24 protein-coding genes are annotated in these 21,936 nt (G+C 71.4%); 14 read left to right on the top strand and 10 right to left on the bottom strand.

The genetic code is table 11. The features are described 5' to 3' along the window. Positions 1 to 51: 51 nt before the first annotated feature. On the bottom strand, positions 52 to 618 hold the full coding sequence (locus tag QJS31_RS21075) for a sugar O-acetyltransferase (RefSeq protein ID WP_372341620.1): 567 nt from the start codon (positions 616 to 618) through the stop codon (positions 52 to 54). Positions 619 to 879: 261 nt separating this feature from the next. Here QJS31_RS21075 and QJS31_RS21070 point away from each other — a divergent pair, with 261 nt between their 5' ends. From QJS31_RS21070 to QJS31_RS21060, 3 genes are read left to right on the top strand one after another with little or no spacing between them, the layout of a single operon-like run. Next, positions 880 to 1,683, top strand: a complete 804-nt coding sequence (locus QJS31_RS21070) for an SGNH/GDSL hydrolase family protein (protein WP_306357492.1) — start codon at positions 880 to 882, stop codon at positions 1,681 to 1,683. A 60-nt stretch (positions 1,684 to 1,743) separates the two neighbouring features. After that, a complete protein-coding gene (locus QJS31_RS21065) occupies positions 1,744 to 2,640 on the top strand; it encodes a TIGR03619 family F420-dependent LLM class oxidoreductase (RefSeq protein WP_306357491.1) in 897 nt (298 codons plus the stop codon). Positions 2,641 to 2,693: 53 nt separating this feature from the next. Continuing rightward, entirely contained in the window at positions 2,694 to 3,083 is a 390-nt protein-coding gene (locus QJS31_RS21060; protein ID WP_282786655.1) for a nuclear transport factor 2 family protein, read from the top strand. A 9-nt stretch (positions 3,084 to 3,092) separates the two neighbouring features. Here the strand turns inward: QJS31_RS21060 and QJS31_RS21055 are convergent, their stop codons facing one another. The 3 genes from QJS31_RS21055 to QJS31_RS21045 all read right to left on the bottom strand — a co-directional run bounded on the left by QJS31_RS21055 (position 3,093) and on the right by QJS31_RS21045 (position 7,566). Further along, complete coding sequence (locus QJS31_RS21055; RefSeq protein ID WP_306357490.1) at positions 3,093 to 5,273, bottom strand: DUF4153 domain-containing protein; 2,181 nt, start codon at positions 5,271 to 5,273, stop codon at positions 3,093 to 3,095. 105 nt (positions 5,274 to 5,378) lie between these two features. Then, complete coding sequence (locus QJS31_RS21050) at positions 5,379 to 6,431, bottom strand: ATP-binding protein (RefSeq protein WP_282785918.1); 1,053 nt, start codon at positions 6,429 to 6,431, stop codon at positions 5,379 to 5,381. A gap of 448 nt (positions 6,432 to 6,879) precedes the next feature. After that, positions 6,880 to 7,566 (bottom strand): response regulator transcription factor, encoded by a 687-nt coding sequence (locus tag QJS31_RS21045; RefSeq protein WP_282785917.1) that lies wholly within the window; start codon positions 7,564 to 7,566, stop codon positions 6,880 to 6,882. 118 nt (positions 7,567 to 7,684) lie between these two features. Here QJS31_RS21045 and QJS31_RS21040 point away from each other — a divergent pair, with 118 nt between their 5' ends. Then, the gene (locus QJS31_RS21040; protein WP_306357489.1) at positions 7,685 to 8,518 is read left to right on the top strand and encodes an SGNH/GDSL hydrolase family protein; all 834 of its coding nucleotides are present in this window, start codon (positions 7,685 to 7,687) and stop codon (positions 8,516 to 8,518) included. On the opposite strand, the gene QJS31_RS21035 is transcribed toward QJS31_RS21040, so the two are convergent. Together QJS31_RS21035 and QJS31_RS21030 are read right to left on the bottom strand one after the other, a co-directional pair. Then, a complete protein-coding gene (locus tag QJS31_RS21035; protein WP_306357488.1) occupies positions 8,515 to 9,198 on the bottom strand; it encodes an arsenate reductase ArsC in 684 nt (227 codons plus the stop codon). The two genes, QJS31_RS21040 and QJS31_RS21035, sit on opposite strands and share 4 nt — an antisense overlap. 32 nt (positions 9,199 to 9,230) lie before the next feature. Continuing rightward, positions 9,231 to 9,926, bottom strand: a complete 696-nt coding sequence (locus QJS31_RS21030) for a helix-turn-helix domain-containing protein (protein ID WP_306357487.1) — start codon at positions 9,924 to 9,926, stop codon at positions 9,231 to 9,233. 101 nt (positions 9,927 to 10,027) lie between these two features. On the opposite strand from QJS31_RS21030, the gene QJS31_RS21025 reads away from it, so the two are divergent. The 4 genes from QJS31_RS21025 to QJS31_RS21010 all read left to right on the top strand — a co-directional run bounded on the left by QJS31_RS21025 (position 10,028) and on the right by QJS31_RS21010 (position 13,035). Beyond that, a complete protein-coding gene (locus tag QJS31_RS21025; protein WP_282786365.1) occupies positions 10,028 to 10,570 on the top strand; it encodes a hypothetical protein in 543 nt (180 codons plus the stop codon). Positions 10,571 to 10,733: 163 nt separating this feature from the next. Then, positions 10,734 to 11,327 (top strand): copper chaperone PCu(A)C, encoded by a 594-nt coding sequence (locus tag QJS31_RS21020; protein WP_306357486.1) that lies wholly within the window; start codon positions 10,734 to 10,736, stop codon positions 11,325 to 11,327. Further along, positions 11,320 to 12,525: a Dyp-type peroxidase gene (locus QJS31_RS21015; RefSeq protein WP_372341624.1), complete on the top strand. Its 1,206-nt coding sequence runs from the start codon at positions 11,320 to 11,322 to the stop codon at positions 12,523 to 12,525. The genes QJS31_RS21020 and QJS31_RS21015 overlap by 8 nt, the downstream gene beginning before the upstream one ends. Positions 12,526 to 12,699: 174 nt before the next feature. Next, a complete protein-coding gene (locus QJS31_RS21010; RefSeq protein WP_282784794.1) occupies positions 12,700 to 13,035 on the top strand; it encodes a YnfA family protein in 336 nt (111 codons plus the stop codon). Positions 13,036 to 13,204: 169 nt separating this feature from the next. Here the strand turns inward: QJS31_RS21010 and QJS31_RS21005 are convergent, their stop codons facing one another. After that, positions 13,205 to 13,819 carry a TetR/AcrR family transcriptional regulator gene (locus tag QJS31_RS21005; protein ID WP_282784792.1) on the bottom strand — a complete coding sequence of 205 codons (615 nt, stop codon included), beginning with the start codon at positions 13,817 to 13,819 and terminating at the stop codon, positions 13,205 to 13,207. 109 nt (positions 13,820 to 13,928) lie between these two features. Here QJS31_RS21005 and QJS31_RS21000 point away from each other — a divergent pair, with 109 nt between their 5' ends. The 3 genes from QJS31_RS21000 (at position 13,929) to QJS31_RS20990 (ending at position 17,214) form a co-directional block, all read left to right on the top strand. Beyond that, positions 13,929 to 15,347: an MFS transporter gene (locus QJS31_RS21000; RefSeq protein WP_306357484.1), complete on the top strand. Its 1,419-nt coding sequence runs from the start codon at positions 13,929 to 13,931 to the stop codon at positions 15,345 to 15,347. Then, entirely contained in the window at positions 15,344 to 16,039 is a 696-nt protein-coding gene (locus QJS31_RS20995) for an SGNH/GDSL hydrolase family protein (RefSeq protein WP_306357483.1), read from the top strand. The genes QJS31_RS21000 and QJS31_RS20995 overlap by 4 nt, the downstream gene beginning before the upstream one ends. Before the next feature lie 281 nt (positions 16,040 to 16,320). Continuing rightward, the gene (locus QJS31_RS20990; protein WP_306357482.1) at positions 16,321 to 17,214 is read left to right on the top strand and encodes an oxygenase MpaB family protein; all 894 of its coding nucleotides are present in this window, start codon (positions 16,321 to 16,323) and stop codon (positions 17,212 to 17,214) included. 65 nt (positions 17,215 to 17,279) lie between these two features. On the opposite strand, the gene QJS31_RS20985 is transcribed toward QJS31_RS20990, so the two are convergent. Then, on the bottom strand, positions 17,280 to 17,630 hold the full coding sequence (locus QJS31_RS20985) for a hypothetical protein (protein ID WP_282784784.1): 351 nt from the start codon (positions 17,628 to 17,630) through the stop codon (positions 17,280 to 17,282). A 494-nt stretch (positions 17,631 to 18,124) separates the two neighbouring features. Between QJS31_RS20985 and QJS31_RS20980 the strand changes: the two genes are divergently transcribed. Further along, positions 18,125 to 19,117, top strand: a complete 993-nt coding sequence (locus QJS31_RS20980; protein WP_306357481.1) for a glycosyltransferase family 9 protein — start codon at positions 18,125 to 18,127, stop codon at positions 19,115 to 19,117. Positions 19,118 to 19,131: 14 nt separating this feature from the next. Here QJS31_RS20980 and QJS31_RS20975 read toward each other — a convergent pair whose 3' ends face one another. Beyond that, a complete protein-coding gene (locus tag QJS31_RS20975; protein ID WP_282784780.1) occupies positions 19,132 to 19,464 on the bottom strand; it encodes a helix-turn-helix transcriptional regulator in 333 nt (110 codons plus the stop codon). Positions 19,465 to 19,647: 183 nt separating this feature from the next. Between QJS31_RS20975 and QJS31_RS20970 the strand changes: the two genes are divergently transcribed. Further along, complete coding sequence (locus QJS31_RS20970; RefSeq protein ID WP_052373053.1) at positions 19,648 to 20,328, top strand: M23 family metallopeptidase; 681 nt, start codon at positions 19,648 to 19,650, stop codon at positions 20,326 to 20,328. A 204-nt stretch (positions 20,329 to 20,532) separates the two neighbouring features. Further along, positions 20,533 to 21,633 carry a hypothetical protein gene (locus QJS31_RS20965; protein WP_306357480.1) on the top strand — a complete coding sequence of 367 codons (1,101 nt, stop codon included), beginning with the start codon at positions 20,533 to 20,535 and terminating at the stop codon, positions 21,631 to 21,633. Here QJS31_RS20965 and QJS31_RS20960 read toward each other — a convergent pair. Beyond that, positions 21,584 to 21,910: a hypothetical protein gene (locus QJS31_RS20960; RefSeq protein WP_282780797.1), complete on the bottom strand. Its 327-nt coding sequence runs from the start codon at positions 21,908 to 21,910 to the stop codon at positions 21,584 to 21,586. The two genes, QJS31_RS20965 and QJS31_RS20960, sit on opposite strands and share 50 nt — an antisense overlap. Positions 21,911 to 21,936 lie beyond the last annotated feature (26 nt).

Genomic DNA, 21,936 nt, shown 5'->3' with positions numbered 1-21,936 from the left:
GGCTTGGGTGCGGTTCAGCGGCTGGGAAGGTTCGGTGGCGGCGCGGCGACGTCAGAGTGTCCGGATGACGCGGCAGGGGTTGCCCGCGGCGAAGACGCGTTCGGGGATGTCGCGGGTGACGACGCTGCCCGCGCCGATCACGGTGTTCGCGCCGATGCTCACCCCCGGGCAGACGATGACGCCGCCGCCGAGCCACACATTGTCGCCGATGGTGATGGGCGCGGCGGTCTCCCAGCGTTGGCGGCGCAGGTCGTGGTCGGTCATCGGGTGCAGGGCGGTGAGCAGTTGCGCGCGCGGGCCGATGGACACGTCGTCGCCGATGGTGACGGGTGCGCAGTCCAGGATGATCGCGTCGTAGTTGAGGAAGCTGTTGGCGCCGATGCGGATGAGTGAGCCGTAGTCGCATTGGAAGCGCGGCATGATCCAGGAGCCCGCGCCGATCTCGCCGAGCAGTTCCGCCAGCAGGGCGCGGCGTTGTTCGTCCTCGCCCGCGCCGGTGGCGTTGTACGTGTCCAGCAGCCGCTGGCAGTGCTGGCGTTCGGCGACGAGTTCGGGGTCGTTGTCGCGGTAGAGCTCGCCGCGGAGCATGCGTTGTTTGTGATCCCCCACGTCCGCCATCCTCCAGGAGGTCGCGCGATCGCGCAGAAACGCCTGGACAGGCGGGGTTGCCGGGGACGGGTTGGTCGCGGTCGGGAATTCTCGGGTAGGCCGGACGAATCGGTCCGTCCTGTGGCGCAACGACTCTCGGTGCCGGGGGTGCGCCGGAGGCGGAAGGGGTCGCGGGGCGCGCACTTGCGCTTCCGGGCGCGGACCGTCAGGCTGCGGGATTGGTCGGGATCGGGTGTCGAGGGAGTGCCCGGCCGTGAGATGAGGTGACGGATGTTCGAAGAGGCGGCCCGTAGGACCGGGGCGTGGCGTGGGAAGAACTATGTGGCGCTGGGCAGTTCGTTCGCGGCCGGACCGGGGATCGCGCCGCGTGCACCGGGGGTGTCGCGGCGGGTGGGGCGGTCGCGTGGGAACTATCCGCAGCTGGTGGCCGCGGCGGCGGGGCTGGAGTTGACCGACGCGACGTGCAGCGGGGCCACCTGTGACCATATTCTGCGGGATTCACTGTTCGGTATGCCGCCGCAGTTGACGGCCGTGCGGCCGGATACCGATCTGGTGACGGTGACCGTGGGCGGCAACGATATCGGGCTCACCCAGTACCTGTTGGCGCGGCGTGCGCCCGCACCGCTGCGGCTGCTGCCCGCGGTGGCGCGCGCCGCCGACGCCGAGACGGCGCTGCGGCGGGTCGACGGTGTCGAGGAGCGGATCGTGGAAGTGCTGGAGGCGGTGCAGGCGCGGGCGCCGTGGGCGCGGGTGCTGGTGGTGAACTATCTGTCCGTGGTCGGGCCGGAGTCGCCGCGCGACAGCGTGGTGGACCGCACCTATCGGGTGCTCGCCGAGGAGTTGGCGGCGCGCACCGAGGCCGCGGCGGTGCGGGCCGGGGCGGAGTCGATCGATGTGCGGACGCCGAGCTTGGCGCATCCGCCGGGCTCCCCGGACGCGTGGACGATCGATTTCTATGTGCCGCTGCCGGGTCGGCGTTATCCCGGCGCGCCGTGTCATCCGACGGCCGCGGGGATGGCGGCCGCGGCGGCATTGGTGCTCGATCGGCTCATCGCCCTGCCGCCGGTGCGCTGAGCGGGAGAGGCGGGTATCGAGGTCCGGTTCGCGGGGTGCGGGCTCTGGTATCCAGGAGTAGTGAAAGTCGGCTTCGCACTTCCCCAATACGGTCCGCAGGCACGGGAGGCCGCGCGGGTGACCGGGTTCGCGGCCGAGTTGGAGGCGGCGGGGGCGGACAGTCTGTGGGTGGGTGAACGGCTCATCGCCGCCACGCATCCGACGGTGGGGTACGCGGGCGCGGACACCATTCCGGCGGAGTTCAACGCGGTGCTCGATCCGTTCCTGCTGCTGGGGTTGGCGGCCGCGGCCACCGACCGGGTGCGACTGGGCACGAATGTGCTGATCGCGCCGCTGTATCGGCCGGCCCTGCTGGCTCGGTCGCTGACGACCCTGGATATCGCCAGCGGCGGGAGACTGGTGCCCGGTTTCGGGATCGGCTGGTCGCCGGAGGAGTACGCGGCGGCGGGGGTGCCGTTCACGCGGCGCGGGGCGCGTCTGGACGAGACTCTGGACGCGCTGGAGGCCATCTGGACCACGGACCCGGCGAGCTATGCGGGCCGGTATGTGAGCGTGCCGTCGCATCGCAGTGAGCTGCGGCCGGTGCAGCGGCCGCGGCCGCCGATCTGGTTGGGCGCGTTCAGTCCGGAGGGGTTGGCGCGGATCGGACGACGGGCGGACGGCTGGCTGCCGGTATTGCCGGTGCCGGGTCCGCCCGGCTGGGGTGCGCGGCTGGCCGAGTCGCGCACGGTGATCGAGCGGGCCGCCGCGGCGGCGGGGCGCGATTCGGCGGCCATCGGGACGACCGTGCGGGTCAATGTGGCGGCCGGAACCGATCCGGAGCTCATCGTCCGAGCTGTCACGGAGGTCGCGGCCGCCGGGTTCGACGATTTCTTCGTCGATCTCATGTACGTCACCCGCTCGGTCGACCCGATGCGCGAGACCGCGCTGGCACTGCTGCGACGCCTGCGCGAGTAGCCGGTTCCCATTCGTCCAAGCCAGCGGGTCGGGCCCGGCGCGATGCTCGTCGTATGGATCCCACACGAGAATTCCAGTCGATCATGGACGACTGGGCGAGCGCCATCGTCGACAACGACGCCGAGCGGATCGGCCGGTTCGCCACCCCCGACTGGCTGCTGCTGGGGCCCGAGGGCGGCATCGGGCACCGTGACCGGTTCCTCGCGCTGGTCGCGGCGGGCGATCTGGTGCACACCGCCATGGCGCTCGAGGTGCTGGAGGTCCGGGTGTTCGGCGATGCGGCGGTGGCCATTACGCATGGCACCAACGCGGGCGCGTGGCAGGGGCAGCCGTTCGCGGCCGACGAGTGGGCCACGAACGTCTTCGTCCGGCGCGACGACCGCTGGCTGGGCTCGGTCACCGCGCTCACCCCGAATTACGCCGCATCGCCGCGGCACACCTGAGACGGTGGACTACCGGGCGCGGGCGCGGGACAGGTTCCAGTCCCGCCAGCCGTCCTCGTCGAGTCGCAGCACGATCGGGGCCACCACTTCGCGGCGCAGCGCGTCGGGGAGGCGGTCGGCGGCGGGCAGCACATCGGCGGACAGATCGTTCAGGTAGTCGGTGTCCAGGCTCTTTCCGGCTTCCCAGCGGTCGATATTGCGGTCGGCGATGAACCGTTCCGGATTCATGATCGCCAGCGCCAGCAGGGTGGCGGCGGCCGCGCCGACCGCCGCGCGGGGCAGCCATCCCTGCCGCAGCCGCACCAGGCTGGCCAGCACCAGCAGGTAGACCGCGGCGATCCACAGTTCGAACACCTCCACCAGCAGTCGCAGCACGGTGAATCCGTACGCCTGCTGATAGGTCCACATGCGCGACAGCGCCGACGCCACGATCACCAGGGTCAGCACGCTCACCGCCGACAGTGCGGCCCGCAGCCAGGCCCGGTCGGCGCCGGTGTCGCGGGCGGCCCATCGCTGGACGACCGTGATGACGGCGAGGGTGAGGACGCTGACCGCCGACAGCTGCCAGAATCCGCTGCGCGCGTACTCGGCGTAGGTGAGGTCGGCGGTGCGCTGCACATAGTCGTCACCGCCGAACAGCACGGCCAGCTGGGTGCCCACGAACACCGCGAACAGGATGGTCAGCGCGCCCACCGGCAGCGTCCACTCCAGCCGTGTCAGCCGCCGCGACACCCGCTGCCGCACCACCGTGCCCGCGGCCGGGGGCGGGGCCGCCAGCAGGTACAGCGCACCCGCCGTGCCCAGCGCCGCGAGCAGGAACAGCAGCACCCACCGCCACAGCTCGGCCGCGTCCATACTGGGCAGCACACCGTCCACCAGGGTCGCGAAGACCGCGTCCGCGCCCGCCAGCAGCGGCACGAACACCACCAGCAGTGCGACGGTCACCAGCGCCGACCACCACACCCGCTGCTGCGAGGACATCCGCGCCCGCCGCACCCGCGTCACCCCGTGATACAGCCACGGCACCGCGAACAGCATCGCCGTCAGCGGCACGGCCGCCATCTCGAACACCACACCGTGCGCGGAGCGTCGCACCACGGCCAGGGAGGCGACCACTCCGGCGGTGAGGACACACAGGATGAACAGCCATTCCGAGGCGCGGAACGCGCCGACCGCCAGCAGCGCCAGCGCGAGCGCCGACCACCACACCCGCGCCCCGAACCGGAACGGTGATGCGCTCGCCCCAACCTCGGCCTGCTCACCGCCAGATGTGGGAGTTGTTGTGCGCCTGCGGGTTTCAGCAACGTTCGATGAAGTCGCCGTCCCGTCGGCGGTGCGAGTGGCCGCACCGCTCACGGGTGGAGCGGCGGGTGGGTGCTCGGAATCGGCAACCCGCACGGCGGACCCCGGCGTTTCGGCTGATTTCGGCTGGGCCGTGATTGTCGAGGCGTCGGATTCCGGGGCACGCTCCACGGCTTCGATCACCGTATCGGCGAGCGCACCCTCGCCGGTCGTCCGCGCGGACCGGTTCGCCGAACGCCGCGCCGTGTAGTCCACCGTGACGATGGCGGCCGCGACGATCACTCCCGTGAGCAGCCAGCCGATGCCCGGACGGTCCACCGGGATGAACAGCGCCGCCGCCACACCGCTCAGGGCCGTGGCGGACAGAACGCCCCGCGGGAACGCCACCCGGGCGACGGTCGGGGGCTGCTTCGCGGCGGAGTCGACCGCGGTCCCGGTGACGCCCGTACCGCTGTTCGATGCGGGAGTGCCCACCGCGGGGCGATGTCCGGTCGCCGCACCGGTGGCGGGCGGTGAGTCGGCGCGAGCTGCGTGTGCGGTGACGGAGTCCGTCGCGGCGATCGGCCCCGCCGCAGTCACCTCATCGGTCGTGGACGGTCCGGCCTCGGGTGTACCGGTCGCGGCCTCCGCATCGCCGCCCGGATCGACCGCGGTCACCGGGTCGCGGCGGCGGACCGCGTCGACGGGGGCGCCTGCGGACCGCATGCCGGATCGATCTGCCGTGCCGGAGCGTTCTGCGTCGTCCGCCGATGCGGCATGCCGCTCGACCGCCGCCGCACCGACGATCCGGTCTCCGTCCGATTCGGTCGTGGCGACGACGGTCGGCTCGGCGGCGGCGGTCTCGCGACCGTTTCCGGATGCGGTCGAGTCATTCTGTTCGACAGGCACTGTCGAGCTGTCGTCGGCTGGATTCTCCGGCACGGATATCCCCTCCCAGGGTGTGCGGGACCGCCCCGGACGCGAGGTTGCGGCGGGTTCGCGGTCGGGTGTGGGTCAGTCGGTTGTGGTGAGGCGGGGGTCGGGCAGGGTGATGCGGATGCGGGAGCCCGGGTCGGCGACGGTGATGGTGCCGCCGTGCAGGTCCACGATCCAGCGGGCGATGGCGAGACCGAGGCCGGTGCCGCCGCCGTCGGTGGCGCCGCCGCGGGTGAAGCGTTCGAAGATGCGGGAGCGCTGCGCCGGGGGGATGCCGGGGCCGTCGTCGCGGACCTCGATGGTGAGCTGGCCGCGGCCCGCCCGCGCGCTGATCCGCACTTCACCGCCGACCGGACCGTGCCGGATGGCGTTGTCGCACAGGTTGATCAGCACCTGGTGCAGGCGGGCCGGATCGGCGAGGACGGTGAGGTCGGGGTCCACGTCGACGGTGAAGCGGGTGTCGCGGTCGACGGCGGTGGCGACCACCTCGGCCTCGGCGACGACCTCCTTCACCAGCGGGGCGAGCGGAACCCGTTCGATATCCAGTCGCACCGCGCCCGCCTCCACGCTGGACAGCGCGAGCAGCTCCGAGACCAGCAGGCTCAACCGCTCGGTCTGGGCGAGGGCGGTGCGCAGGGTCGCCGGATCGGGTTCGGAGACGCCGTCCACCAGGTTCTCCAGCACCGCGCCCAGGGCCGTGATCGGGGTGCGCAGCTCATGCGACACATTGGCGATGAAGTCGCGGCGCTGCTGGTCGGCGGCGGCGAGATCGGCGGCCATCTGGTTGAACGCCTCCGCCAACTGCCCCACCTCGTCCCGGGAAGTGGCGCGGACCCGCCGCGAATAGTCGCCCTGGGCCATGCGTTTGGCGGCGGCGGTCATCTCCCGCAGCGGGCGCGTCATCCCGTGCGCCAGCACCTGGGACAGGGCCAGCGCCATCAGGGTCGCGGCGATGGTGGTGCGCGGCGGCAGCCAGCCGATGCGCACCGCGAAGAACCCGAACGCCACCGCACCCGAACCGACCATCAGAATCGCGAGCTTCAGCTTGATCGACCGCACCCGGTCCAGCGGGCGCGGCAGCCGCTCCCCCAGCCGGTCGGTGAACTCCCGCAGCCGCGCCGCGCTACTCACGACCGCGCCCGTTCCCGGCGCGGACGCGCGCACACCCGCGACGCCCCGGTGCGGCGGGGCGAATCCGCTCCGGGATCGCTTCCCGGCGGCGATGCGTCCGCGGCGGTTGGGTCGGCAGCGCCGACGCCGGTGCCGCCGGTATCACGGGGAGATCCACCGGTGGCAGGGGTATCACGGGGCGACCCACCCGTGGCAGGGGTCTCGAGGGGCGATCCACCCGTGGTAGCGATATCACAGGCCGCTCCACACGTGGCAGCGGTATCACGGGGCGACCCACCGGTGGCAACGGGTTCACGGGGCGCTCCACCCGTGGCAGGGGTCTCGGGGGGCGTCGCGTCGGTGGCAGCGGCATCGACACCGGAGCGGTAGCGCACGACGACCCGGCGGGTCACGCGCAGACGCGCCGGGTCGACGCCCCATCCGGCCGCGCAGCTCGCGCCGATGCGACTCATCGCGCCTCCAACGCGTACCCGACACCGTGCACGGTGCGGATGAGATCCGCGCCGAGTTTGCGGCGCAGGGCCTTGATATGGCTGTCGACCGCGCGGGTACCGGAGGCGTCGGCCCATCCCCACACCTCGCTGAGCAGCCGTTCGCGGGCCAGTACGGCGCGCGGGCGGCGGGCGAGGTGCACCAGCAGTTCGAATTCCAGTGGGGTGAGCTGGGTTTCGGCGTCCGCGCGCCACACCCGTCGCTGGTCGACATCGATGCGCAGATCGCCGACCAGGATGGTGGCGCCGCGCTCGGCGGTGCGGTCCACGCGGCGCAGCAGCGCGTGCACGCGCGCGGTCAGCACCCGCATGGAGAACGGTTTGGTCAGGTAGTCGTCCGCGCCGACGCCGAGGCCGACGAGCATATCGGTCTCGTCGGCGCGGGCGGTGAGCATGAGCACCGGCACCGGCCGCCGCGCCTGCGCCCGCCGGCACACCTCCAGCCCGTCGAAGCCGGGGAGCATGACATCGAGCACGATCAGATCCGGGTCCAGACGTTCGGCGCTGCTCACCGCAGCCGGCCCGTCGTGGGCCAGGTCCACGGTGAACCCCTCGGCGCGCAACCGCACCGCGATGGATTCCGCGATCGTCGGCTCGTCCTCCACCACGAGGATGCGCCGCCCGCCTCGCTGCTGCTGTTCCATGCAGGTGACCCTATGCAGTCGCCGTGGAGATGGTTCGCACCGCATGTGAAGATCTTGTGGAGACGATGTCGCCCTCGCCTGCGTATTCTGTTCGCGCACCCGCTTCGAAGGAGCGACGATGGACCGGACACTCCACGCGCCAACACCCTTCACCCGCTTCGTCGCCCTGGGAGACAGCCAGACCGAGGGGATCGGCGACCCCGACGGTACGGGCGGATTCCGCGGCTGGGCCGACCGGTTTGCGACCCTGCTCGCCGCGAGCACACCGGACGTGCACTACGCCAATCTGGCCGTGCGCGGTCGGCTGGCGGCCCGCATCCGCGCCGAACAACTCGCCCCCGCGCTGGCCCTGCGCCCCGATCTGGCCACCGTCATGGCCGGGATGAACGACCTGGTGCGACCGTTCTTCGCCATGGACGCGGCCCTCGCCGACATCGAGGCCATGATCACCGCGCTGCGGGCGGCCGGCGCGCATGTGGTCACCTTCACCTACCCGGACATCGGCGCGACCACCCCGATCGCGCGCCCGCTGTCGGGCCGCATCCGCGCCATGAACGCCGCCGTGCGCACCCTGGCCGCCCGCCACGCCACCACCCTGGTGGACTTCGAACCGGTGGCCGCCACCACCCATCGGCGGGTCTGGGCCGAGGACCGCCTGCATCTGAGCCCGCTCGGCCACGACCTGGTCGCCCGTGCCCTCGCCGACACCTTGCGCCTGCCCGGCGCGGACAGCACGTGGCGGAACCCGCTCCCCCCGGAACGCCGCGGGGTCGACGCCCTGCTCGCCGCCGAATTCCGTTGGACCGCCTACCATTTCGCGCCCTGGGTGGCGCGTCGGCTGCGCGGCCGCTCCTCCGGCGACGTCATCACCGCCAAACGCCCCACCCTCACCCCGGTCCGCCCGCATCCGCCGGTGACCCAGCGTGCGGGGGCACTCGACGCGCAACGCTAGGTGCGGCGGTCCGCGACGGTGACACCGAGTTCGGCGAGCAGCCGCCGCACCCGCTGCTCGATCTCGTCGCGGATCGGTCGAACCGCGGCGACATCGGCACCGGCCGGATCGTCGAGCACCCATTCCTCGTAGCGGCGGCCGGGATAGACCGGGCAGGCGTCGCCGCAGCCCATGGTGACGATGACATCGGCCGCGCGCACGATCTCCTCGGTCCACGGTTTGGGGAACTCGCCGGAGATGTCGATGCCGACCTCGGCCATGGCCGCGACGGCCGCCGGGTTGATCTCGCGGCCGGGTTCGGAACCACCCGACCAGGCGACGGCATCGTCCCCGGCCAGCTCGGTGAACCAGCCCAGCGCCATCTGGGAGCGGCCCGCATTGTGCGTGCACAGGAACAGCACGGTGGGTTTGCCGTCGGCGATCCTGCCCTCCACGCGAGCGAGCGCCCGCAACCGCTGTCGCGCGAACCGTTCCGCCAGCAGAGGTAGGAAGTTGACCACGGTCGCATGCCCGGCGAACTGGTCGTAGGAGGAGTGCAGGAACCGTTCGATGGTCTCCACGCCGAACATGGTGGCGAAATCGTCGTGCAGTCGGGTCGCGGCGGTTTTCAGCGCCAACTGCTGGTCGATGGACAGATCCGCGCGCCGGTGTGCCGCTGCGGCGAGGGGAGATTCGGTCATGACGGGCTCCGATGGTGAGGGGTGGTTGGACGTCAGGGATGCGGATCGGCCGCGGCGGGTGCGACGGTGTCGGCGATGCGCTCGATCCGGTCGGCGATCAGGTCCAGTGCGTGATCGAAGGCCGCGTCCGTGCCTGTCCGCACCGGATCCGGGATCGACCAGTGCAGGCGTTCGATCTCGGCGGGCAGCTCCTCGTGCGCGTTGTCGCAGACGGCGATGACGAGGTCACCGGAGCGCAGCAGTCCGTCGACGCCGCGTGGCCGTCGCGGTCGCAACGGCAGCCGATGTCGCCGGGCCGCGGCCACCGCGCCCGGATGCACGCGTTCGGCGGGATGGGTCCCCGCGGAGACCACCGGCACGGTGCTGCGGCGCGCCCAGGCGGCCGCCGCCAACTGTGACCGCGCCGTATTGCGGCTGCACACGAACACCACCCGCGCCGCCGCATAGCCTGCACGCGGCAGCAGCCTCCCCTCGAACCCGGGCACCAGCCGCAGATAACTGCGCCGCCGATCCCCCTCGGACCGCCCGCGTTCGAGCAGTTCCGCGCGTTCGAGCACCTTCAGGTGGTGTGCCATCAGGTTTGTCGGGATCGACAGTAGCGCGCACAGCTCCGAGGACGACATATCTCCGGCGGTCAGGGCATCCACGATGCGCAGCCGGGTGGCGTCGGCCAGTGCGGCGTGCACATCGGCACGCCGTTCCACCGACCACAATCGCTCAGCATTCATTGACTCAATGATTATTGAGTAAAATAACGGTGTCAAGCCGGAAGACCGGCCGGGTCGGCCTGCCGTGAAGTCGACAGTGGCGAGGTCGGTAGCATGTTCGGGTGCTGTCACCGACCGATCACGCCGCGCGCCTGCGAGGGGCCGCCGTCGGTACGGCGTCGGGGGCGGTGGCCGTGGCGGCCCACGGGCTCGGGGGTGGGAGCACCGACGTCGGGGGGTCGGCGTTGGCGCTGTTGATCGTGGCGTGCGGGCTGATCGGCGTGGTGGTGGCCTCGGTGCGGCCACGGGCCGGGGTGCTGTCGACCATGGGCATGCTGGCGGTCGGGCAGAGCGTCGGGCACGAAGCGCTGTCGCTGGCCCCGCAGCAGCATCAGCACGGGCCGAGCGCGGCCATGGTGGCGGCGCATCTGGTGGCGATTCCGGTCGGCGCGTTCGCGATTCGGGCGGCCGAGGTGGGGTTGCGGCGCGCCGTGACGAGCGTGCGCCGGTTCATCGTCGCACTCGGGCCGATGCCGGTGGCACCCGGACGGGTACTGCCCGTCGCCTTCGATCAGCGGCCGGTACCGGCGCGACTGCTGGTGAGTTCCGGAGTCGGACGCCGGGGGCCGCCGTGGCGGGTACGCCTCCCTCTCGCTCCCGCGTGACCACGCGGTCCCCCCTTTGGATTCGGATGTCACGCGCCGACGGCTGAGCGGCGTCGAATGCGGTCACGCATCGGCGGCCCGACCCCGCGGCGCGATACCTCGTCGGATCGTGGCGGTTCTCGCCGGAGCGAATCACTCTTCCCTCGACGATCGGAGTTCCGTCATGTCCGTACTCTCTCCTGCCCGCAGCCGGGCGACATTCCCCCCTGCCCGCACCCGGGCGACCGGTCGGGTCCGCCGCCTGGGCGCGGTGGCCGCCGTCTCCGCGCTGGCCCTGCTGCCCCTGGGCTGTTCCTCGTCCTCGTCCTCCTCCGACGCCCCGGCCGCGTCCGCCGACGCGGTGCGGATGAGCGATCAGTGGATCAAGGCCGCCGACAGCGGGATGTCCGCCGCGTTCGGCGTGCTCGAGAATTCGAGCGATCAGGACGTCACGCTGGTGGCGGCGTCCAGTCCGGCCTCGAACACGGTCGAGATCCACGAGGTGGTCGCCGACGCCCAGGGCGACAAGACCATGCGCGAGAAGGAAGGCGGGCTCACCATTCCCGCGCACGGGTCGGCCACGCTGAAGCCGGGCGGTGAGCATCTGATGTTCATCGGGCTGAAGGAGCCGCTGCGCACCGGCGCGGAAACGCCGATCACGCTCACCTTCGCCGACGGTTCCAGCACCACCGTCTCCGCGCAGGTGCGCGACTTCGTGGGCGGTAAGGAGAACTACGAGCCGTCGGGTGCGACCACGGCCCCCGCGCACGGTGGCTGAGCGGCCGCTACCGCGCCCCACCCGGCTCTCGCGGCGACGGCTGCTCGGCGGCGGCGCCGCGGCGGCCGGTGCCGCCGGACTCGGGTGGGGTGCGGCCACGCTCGCCCATCGCGAACACCACGCCGATCCGGCCACCGCGACGGTGCCGTTCCTCGGTGTACACCAGGCCGGTATCGCCACCGCACCGCAGGATCACGCGGCGTTCGTCGGACTCGACTTCGCCCCCGGGGTGGACCGTGACGACATCGTCGGCCTGCTGCGGATCTGGACCGACGACGCGCAACGCCTCACCCAGGGGCGGCCCGCGCTGGCCGACACCGAGGCGGAACTGGCGGTCCGTCCCGCCCGGCTGACCGTCACCGTCGGATTCGGCCCCGGCCTGTTCACCGCCGCCGGGCTCGAACACCGGCGGCCGGACTGGTTGAAACCCTTGCCGCCGTTCACCATCGACCGCTTGGAGGACGCCTACACCGGGGCCGACCTGCTGCTGCAGATCTGCGCGGACGAGGCCACCACGGTCTCGCATGCGGTGCGGGTGCTGTGCAAGAACGTCACCTCGCTGGTGCGGGTGCGGTGGGTGCAGCGCGGATTCCGCAACGCGTCCGCGGGGCAGACCATGCGCAATCTCATGGGGCAGGTGGACGGCACCGTCAATATCGCACCCGGCGTCGATATGGACCGCCTGGTGTGGGACGACGGTGCGCGCCGGGCATGGCTGGCGGGCGGCACCTCCATGGTGCTGCGCCGTATCGCCATGAACCTCGACACCTGGGACGAACTCGACGACGACGCCCGGGAGCTCACGGTCGGCCGCCGCGTGTCGAACGGCGCGCCGCTCACCGGTACCCGCGAATTCGACGAGGCCGATTTCGAGGCCGTCGACGACACCGGTATTCCGGTGATCCCGCCGTCCTCGCATATCGCCCGCGCCCATCACACCCATGACGGGGAACGGTTCCTGCGCCGCGGCTACAACTACGACGACGCGCCCGCACCCGGAACCGTCTCGAATTCGGGACTGCTGTTCGCCTGCTTCCAGCGTGATATCGACGCCCAGTTTCTGCCGGTGCAGCAGCGACTGGCCGAATTCGACGCGCTCAACCAGTGGACGACGCCGATCGGATCGGCGGTGTTCGCCATCCCGCCGGGTGTGCCCGCGCCCGGTGGATATCTGGGCCAGCCGCTGTTCGAGGCGTGAACGGGTCGCCGCACCCGCTGCATCGTGGCAGCGAGTGCGGCGACTCCGTGCGGCCGGCCCCGTCGCGCACCGGCCCCTCGGGGCGAACCTCGTAACCGGGAGTCCATCGCAGGTCTGCGCGGCGTGCGCCCCACACGCCGAGCACGTCGGCCTCGGCCCGTACAATGCGTGCTCATGACCGTCCTGCGTTCGATTCTGCTGTTCGGGCTGGCGGCGATCGCCGAGATCGGTGGCGCGTGGCTGATCTGGCAGGGCGTGCGCGAACACCGCGGCTGGGTGTGGATGGGGGCGGGCGTGATCGCGCTCGGCCTGTACGGCTTCGTCGCCACCCTGCAACCGGATGCGAACTTCGGCCGTATCCTGGCCGCCTACGGGGGTGTCTTCGTCGCGGGATCACTCGCCTGGGGGATGGTGGCCGACGGCTACCGCCCCGACCGCTGGGATCTCGCGGGCGCGCTCATCTGCCTGCTCGGCGTGGCCGTGATCATGTACGCCCCGCGCGCGGCCTGACCGGCGTTGATCCGCCGCGGGCACACCGGACGCGGCGGGCACACCGGACGCTCGCCACCGAGCTGAGCCGGAGCCGAACCCGATCGCCGGTCCCCGCGATGGATACACCTCACCGGACCGGCCCCGGCCGGGGTGAACCGCGGTCCGACGGCACAGCGGCGCATCACCGCTACGGCGTCGCACCCAGCAGTTCGTCGATGATCGCGCGGGCGGTGGGGACGGCGGTCTCGTCGCCGAGGCGGGCGGCCACATTGGCGGCGCCGACCAGCGCGTCGAGTTGGAAGGCCAGCCGGTGTGGGTCCCGCCCGGTCACCTGCCCCTGTTCCTGGGCGCGCCGGATCTCACGTTCCAGCACGGTGAACCAGTCGGCGCGGTCCGCCTCGAGCGCGTCGCGGACCGGACCGGGCCGCGAGTCGAATTCCACGGTTCCGGCCACCCGGAAACAGCCGCCGGGGAAGACCGGTTCGTCCACGTAGTCGAGCCAGTTGCCGATCAGGGCACGCAGGCGCGGCCAGCCCTCGGGTTCGGATCGCGCGGGCCGCACGACGGTCTCGACGAACACCTCCCGCGCGGACCGGACGGCCGCGAGCTGCAACTTCTCCTTGTTGCCGAACAGCGTCGCGACCCCGCTCTTGCTCAGCCCCAGATCGCCGGCCAGCCGTCCGAGGCTCAATCCCGTCAGCCCCTCCGCGGAGGCGACGTCGGCGGCGTGCCGTGCGATGGCCGCCCGAGCCCGCGCACCCTTGAGCAAGCGTTGATCGGAGATCTCCGTCTGGTCGGCCATGCCTTCATCCTTCCATTCCCCTTGCGCAAACGCACGATCGGTCGTACTTTTCATAAACACGAACGATCGTACGTACTGTTTTGCTCCTCCCACAGAAAAGTTCAGCGCCATGACCGATGTCTCCGCTCGATCCGCCGAGACACCCGCCACGACACCCGCTCCCCCACCCGCCGCCGCCCGGCGCGCCCTGCTGGTCGCCTGCGGCGCGGCCTTCCTCGCCTTCCTCGACCTCTCGGTCGTCAATATCGCCTTCCCCGCCATCGCCCGGGACTACTCCGGCACCGCTACCACCACCCTCACCTGGGTGGTCAGCGGCTACGCGGTGGCCTTCGCCGCCCTGCTCACCCCGGCCGGGCGCTGCGCCGACGCCCTCGGGCGGCGGCGCGTATTCCTCTGGGCCATCGCCGGATTCGCCCTCACCTCGGTGCTGTGCGCGCTGGCTCCCGCCGCCGGGTGGCTGCTCGCCGCGAGATTCCTCCAGGGCATGACCGCGGCCTTCATGATTCCGGCCGGACTCGGCCTGGTCCTCACCGTCACCGCACCCCAACGGGTCGGCGTCGCCATCGCCGCGTGGACGGCGGCCAGCGGATTCGCCGCACTGGTCGGGCCCGCGCTCGGCGGCGCGCTCGTCGAATGGTTCGGGTGGCGTTCGATCTTCGTCATCAACGCGCCCGTGGCCGCGCTGCTCATCCTGGCGGGACTGCGCGTCACCGGGGTTGCCGACCGGCACGACGGCGGATTGCCCGATCCGCTCGGCACCCTCGCGACCGCGCTCGGCATCGGCGGGCTGGTCGCCGCGGTGACCGAGGGACAGCACTGGGGCTGGACCGACGGGCGCACCGCGGCCACCGGACTCGGCGGGCTCGCCCTCCTCGCGTTCGCACTGCTGCGGTCGCGCCGCAGCGCCCGCCCGGCCATCGCGGTCGGACTGTGGCGCAACCACCGCTACGCACTGGTCAACGCCGTCTCGTTCGTCTTCGGCGCGGCCATGTTCGCCTGGCTGTTGGCCGGACCGCTGTGGCTCGACGCCATCTGGCGGTACTCGGTGCTGGAATCGGCGGGGGCCATGACCTTCGGCGCGGTCGCGTCCATGATCACCGCGGTCCTGGCGGGGCGCGCATCCGAGACCGCGCAGCGCTGGCTGGGGGTGCTCGGCGCGCTGCTGTTCGCCGCCTCGACGCTGTACATGAGCACCGATTTCTGGGACACCACACCGGAACTCTGGCGCGCGTGGCTGCCCGCCGGACTGCTGGGCGGCGGCGGCATCGGGCTCATCGTCACGGTGCTGGGCGCGGCGGCCGCCCGCGCGCTGCCGCCGCAGGACTTCGCGGCCGGTGTCGGCATGAACCTCACCGCCCGCCAATCGGGCGGCGCGCTCGGCGTCGCGATGCTGGCCGCGGTGTTCGCCGCCCATCCGGACGCACCGCTGACCGCCTTCCATATCCTCTTCGCGCTCTGCGCCGCCATCGCCTTCGCCGCCGCGATCCTCGCGGCCCTCCCCACCCGCACCGAGGAGACCACCCGATGAATCGACACGTGACGACCGAACCGCGCACCGAGGCCGACGACCCCATGGTGCTGTCCGCCGAGGCCATTCGCGATCTGCTCACACCGCTGCCGTGGCGACGGTTCGCCGTGCTCGGCGACTCCACCGCGGCGGGCACCGGCGATCCGTGGCCGGGCTACGACACCGTGCCGTGGCCGGAGCGTCTCGCACGGGCGCTGCGCGCGGCTCATCCGGAGGCCGAGTACCTCAATACCGGGGTGATGGGCGCGACCATCCGGGAGGTCCGCGACGGCCAACTACGGCGCGTGCTCGACTTCGCGCCGGATCTGGTGCACGTCAGCTGCGGCGGCAACGATCTGTTCCAGCCCGATGCGGATCTCACGACCGTGCAGAGCGATCTCGACGAACTGTGCGCGGCACTGGCGGCCACGGGGGCGCGGCTGTCGCTGTTCACCCTCGCCGACGCCTTCACCGACCGGTTGCGCTCACTGCGTCCGCGTTTCGCGGCCTTCACCGAGATCACGCGTGGGGTCGCGGCCAGGCACGACGCCATCGTGACGGAGTTCTGGGAGCATCCGGCGCGGCTTCGCCCCGACTGGCTCAGCACCGATCGCATCCACCTCACCATGGCCGGACAAGCGGTGGTGGCGTCCGAAATCGCCACAGCCCTCGCCCGCCACCAGCATTCGATCACGACCGACAGCGGCCGCTGACCTGCCGCGCAGGGTCGAACCATCGGTCGGGGCCGGCTCCGTCCGGCAGGCGCGGCGGCGATGCACACTGTGCAGCAATGCCTTTCGCGCACAACGGCATCGAGTCGGCTCCACGTGAAACACATCCGACCCGCCGGTTCCGCCGCTGTCGAACCCCTCGGCACCACACCGAATTCCACGACGTTCGACACCCTCGGCAGCGGCCGGATCGCCTGCTTGACGCACCCACACCAGTGAGAGATAGTGACACCAATTCTCTCATCCTCAATGTGGAGGTTGCCATGGACACGGACGCACCGCGTTTCGGACCCGGATCGCTGCTGTACGAGACGTACGGCGACCGGCGCGGATACCTGCTCGCGCCCATGGAGGGCCTGCTCCAGCTCATGTACCCCTCGCTCGGACGCGGCGTGGAGCAACACTCGGACTTCTTCAACGAACCGTGGGAGCGGCTGTTCCGGTCGGTGCCGCAGATCCAGGGCATGATCTTCGACGGACCCGAGGCGATGCGCACCGCCGCGCGGATCCGCGACTTCCACTCCGATATCAAGGGCACCATGCCCACCGGGGAGCGCTATCACGCCCTGGACCCGCACACCTACTTCTGGGCGCACGCCACCTTCATCGACACCGCGTGGCGGGCCCGGGACCTGTTCGCGCGGCGGCCCTACACGCGGGACGAGAAGGCCGCCGTGTACGCGGAGGGGCTGCGCTGGTGGGGCATGTACGGTATGTCGACCCGCATCGTCCCGACCACCTACGACGACTTCCTCGACTATTGGAACCACACGGTCGAGCACGTACTGGAACCGACGCCGTCGGCCCGCGCACTCATCGACTACTTCGACGGCGCGGCCGATATGCCGCAGCCGTGGCTACCGACGGCACTGTGGCGGATTCTCGCGCCCAGCGCGAGCGAGGCGTGGCGGCACGTGCTGGTCGGCACCCTGCCCCCGCACATCCGCGAGCTGTACGGCTACCGGTGGACCCGCGCCAACCAGCTGGCCTTCGACACCTTCCGCCACGCGGTGGCGCGCACCTGGCCGCTGCTCCCGGAGACGCTGCGCATCATGCCGCGGGCGCGGGCGGCCTACCACCGCGAGGGCCGCACGGGGCTGCGCGTCGCGCTGGATCGCGCGGCCGATCGGCGGCAACCCCTGCGCGCGGCCGGTTAGCGGACAGGATTCCGTCCGGCCCGGGCCGTCGTGCCCCCGGGCCGGACGGTGGAGCACGCCGTCGATCAGGTCCAGAGCGCGGCGATGAACACGTTCAGGACGGCCAGCCCACCGGAGGCGTGGGTCATCCACGGCACCGCCTTGCCGCGCTTGGCGTCGGCCCGCCCGATCTCGGCGAAGGCCGCCACGGCGAGCGAGATCACCAGCTTGATGCCGATCTTGGTCATATTGGGATCCTTGCCGAGCGAATCGATCGATTCGGCGAGGCCGACCAGGATGACCCCGGTGACCAGCTGGAGGCGGGCTCCCCACACCATCAGCTCGGACACCCGCGGCTGTCCGGCCGCGTAGCCGCCGACCACCGCGGCCATGCCCAGCAGATGTGCCACGACCACGAGGTTGTAGACGAAATCCATGGATACACACGGTAGTTGATCGCCCGGGGTCAACGACAGTCGGTAGTACGCATGGGCGCGTCGACCGGATCAGGCGGTCACGGACGGACGGTCCGACCTCCGCGCACCGATACCGGCATCGAGGGAACGGCCGAGCGCCACGAACTGTTCGACGGCGCCACCGTGGCGAGCGAGGACCTCCGCGCGCGCCCGGCCGCGCCGGAAGGTGACCGGGGCCCGCCCGGTGTGCAGCTGCGCTCACTATCGTCACCCTTTCGTGTCGTCCCGTCGATCAGCACAGCAAACTACGAGCACAATCCGCCTCCCCAGGGCCCAAGTACTCCGGTACGAGACCGGAGGTCCCGTACCGGAGTGTCGGGAACCCCACAACAAGGCCGATGTCGCGTTTCGCGCCGGGCCGGGCCGGGTAGTCCACTCCAAGTGGCTCACATCGGTCCGTGTGCGGCGGGGGTGGGTCGGACGCATGGGCACCAGCGCGGTCGGAGGAGTTGAGGGTGGCGGTTGTACTCGTGCTACGCGCACGCGGACTGGGTGATCTCCTCACCGCGGTCCCGGCGCTGCGCGCGCTGCGCCGGGCCAGGCCCGGCGACCACATCGCACTCGCGGCCCCGCACCGGTTGAAACCGATCGTGGATCTGATCGCCTCCGTGGACGAGATGGTGCCGATCACGGGTCCGACCGGGATGCGCTGGGACGGTCCGCCGCCCGCCCTGGCGGTCAATCTGGACGGTCACGGCCCCGAGGGCCTGGTCGAGCTGATCCGCACCAAACCCGAACGCATCCTCACCTACCGCAATCCCGCCTTCCCGGACCTGCCGGGACCGGAATGGGAACCCGATATGCACGATGTGGACCGCTGGTGCCATCTGCTCGAGACCGACGGGATCACCGCCGACCGTCGCAATCTGGGCCTGGTACCCCCGGTCGCCACCACCAGCCACCGCGACTGCGTGGTGGTGCACGTCGGCGCGGGCGCGCCCGCCCGCCGCTGGCCGCCGGACCGTTTCGCCGCCGTGGTCCGGCATCTGCTGGTCCAGGGGCGCGAGGTGGTGCTCACCGGTGACGAGTTCGAGCGCGATATCGCCCTCGGGATCGCCACCCGGGCGGGCCTGCCGGTCTCACGGGTGCTCGCCGGGGAGCAGAACCTCATCGAATTGGCCGCCACGATCGCCGAGGCGTCCCTGGTGGTGTGCGGGGATACCGGCGTCGCACATCTGGCCACCGCCTTCGGCACCCGGACCGTGCTGTTGTTCGGCCCCAATCCGCCCTCGCGCAGCGGCCCGCCGCCGCATCTGCTGGGCCGGCACGTGGTGCTGTGGGCCGGACAGCTCGGCGACCCCTACGCCACCAGCCCGGATCCGGGTCTGCTGAAGATCGGCACCACCGAGGTGATCACTGCGGTCGACAAGCAGCTCCACAAGCGGACGTGGCCCGCGCCCGGGATGGAACAGCGGCGCGGCCCGCAGGCGTATCGCCGGGTCGGCTGACCGACGCGGGCGGCCTAACTCTCGCCTTCCGCCATATCCGCGCTGGCCGTGGACAGTGCCGCCGAGTAGGCGGCGATGGCGCTGGGCCAGAACTGCTCGAGATAGTCGCGGGCGTCGGCGAGCCCGCGCGGGTCCAGGGAATACAGGCGGCGGTTGCCCGCCGCGCGCATCATCACCAGGCGGGCCTCGCGCAGCACCTTGAGGTGCTGGGACACCGCGGAGCTGCTCACCCCGGAGATCGCCGAGAGTTCGCCGACCGAGCGCGGCCCCTGCGGCAGGGCCTCGAAGATGGTGCGGCGGGTGGGGTCGGCGAGCGCGACCAGCACCCGAACTCCGTTAGCAGGCACTTACATAGTGTGTGCCCCGCACGGCGTGTCGGTCAAGATCGCTCGTTTCGCCATTTCCCAACGTCATTTCGAAATTACCGGCGTGTCGTTATCAGGCTGTGACATATCAGCTGGGCTTTTGCGGCGCTGTGACGGTAACGACAAGGTTTCGGTTCCGGGGTTTACCTCCCGTACGTTCGTGCCATGCCCGTAACCGTTCCGTTATCAAAGGGCCGCGCACTGCGCCGGTACCGGGCCGCTGCAACTCGTGCCGTGGCCGTCACCGCGATTGCCGGGGCCTCGCTGTCCGTACTCGCCGCCGCCGACCAGCAGGCCGACGGCACCCCCGCCGGGAAGCTCACCGCCGCGCCGCAGCAGGAGGCGCCCGCCCACGAGATCCGTCCGGTCGCCAATGTCGGCGGCATCGAGATCCCCGATTTCATTCCCGTTCCCCCGCAGATCGACGACCTGCTCAATGGGATGGCCCAGGACCACCGGCCGCGCACCGTGCGACCGGTCGCCGGCCCGCTCAGCTCCGGTTACGGCATGCGCTGGGGTGCCATGCACTCCGGTCTGGACTTCGCGGACGGCTTCGGCGCGCCGATCGCCGCCGTCACCGACGGTACCGTCATCGAGGCCGGCCCGGCCTCGGGCTTCGGCCTGTGGGTGCGCATCCAGCAGGACGACGGCACCATCGGCGTCTACGGCCACATGCAGGACATCCTGGTGTCGGTCGGCCAGCACGTGCGCGCCGGTGACGTGATCGCCACCGTCGGCAGCCGCGGCTACTCGACCGGCCCGCACCTGCACTACGAGGTGCACACCGACGCCGGTCCGATCGACCCGCACCCGTGGCTGGCCGCCCGCGGTGTGAGCGTCGGCTAGCGACACACCCCGCCGCCGCGGATCGACAGCCGATGAGGGGCTGCCGAAACGATCCGGCGGACAACAGTATCGACGAACAGCAGTATCGACGAACAGCAACGACGCCCCCGGTACCGCCGGGGGCGTCGTCATACCCGGGTACGAGAGGCGAACGGCTCCGTGGGGTGACCCGGCGCGCGGCCGTCCGACCCTAGCGTCGGCCCCATGCTCAGCGCCTCGCCCGCCGCTCCCCCGACACCGCGCACCCGCCGCCCGCATCGGCCACTGCTGGCGTGCACGGCCGTCATGGCCGTCCTCGTGGTCGTCACCCTGTGCGCCATGGTCGTCGACGACCGTCGACTGCTCGGCGAGTCGATCTGGTTGAAACCGTTCAAGTTCGGACTCGCCTTCGTCCTCTACACCGCGACCCTGGCATGGCTGCTGTCGTTCCCGCACCGCGGCAGCCGGGTCACGTGGTGGATGGGCACGGCGTTCGCCGTCACCGGGATCGTGGACGTCGGATTCATCGTGGTGCAGGCCGCGCGGGGCACCTTCAGCCACTTCAACAACCAGACCGATGCCGTCAACACCATCGGCCAGACCGTGTTCATGTCCGGGGTGCTCGGCCTGTTCGCCGCGAACCTGGTTATCGCGGTGCTGCTTTCGTGGCAGCGGGTCACCGACCGCCCCACCTCGCGGGCCATTTCGGCCGGACTCGGGATCGCGGTGCTGGGCATGGCGATGGCATACCTGGTCGGCGGCACCGGCCCGCAGCGGGTCACCGACGCTTACGGCCGTCCGGTGGAACTGGGCGCTGGCCACACCGTCATGCCCGGCGATCCCCCGGTGCGCGACGGCGTGGGCGCCGGAGTGCCGGTGCTGCGCTGGAGCACCGAGGGCGGCGACCTGCGCATCCCGCATTTCCTCGGTATGCACGGCATCCAATTGCTCATCCTGGCCGCGGTCCTGCTCGCCCGTTACGCGCCGCGGGTGCCGTGGCTGCGCACCGAACGCACCCGCGCCCGCATCGTGGGCGTGCTGGCGCTGTCCTACACCGGATGGATGACGGTACTGCTGTGGCAGGCGCTGCGCGGGCACCCGGTGACCCGCCCCGATGCCGCCACCCTGGCCGCGTTCGCCGTCCTGGCGGCCGGGACGGTGGCCGCCCTCGCGCTGGTGCGCGCCCGGGCACGCCACCCGCGGCCGGTACTGCCCGAGATCGAGGCCGCGCCGACCGTGCCCATTCCGGTACGGCGGCTCAGCCCCGTACAGCGGCTCAGCGCAGCCGTTCGGCGTCCCGGGCCAAGGCCACCAATTGCGCGGTGAGCGCGGTCAGTTCGCTGTGATCGGCGCCCTCGGCGACCGCGGTGGCCACATCCTCGGCGGCGCAGCGGGCGGCGAACCAGCGGTCGGACAGATCCGACACCTCCTGCGCCGACAGCACCACCGAGTCCTCGGGAATTCCGGTGCCCTTCACGCTGTTCCGATGTTCATAGGCGCGCTGGCGGCAGGACTGGCGGCAGTATCGTCGGCGTCGCCCGACCTCGGATTCGCCGATCTCCCGACCACACCATAAACACGACGACCCCTGGCGGCGCGACATGAGTCGAGAGAGTAGCGCTCACCACC

The organism is Nocardia sp. CC213A, from assembly GCF_030766805.1.
In the GTDB taxonomy this organism is placed as follows: domain Bacteria; phylum Actinomycetota; class Actinomycetes; order Mycobacteriales; family Mycobacteriaceae; genus Nocardia; species Nocardia otitidiscaviarum.
Note: the sequence above shows the minus strand (reverse complement) of the source record. Positions and strands in the feature narration are given on the sequence as shown.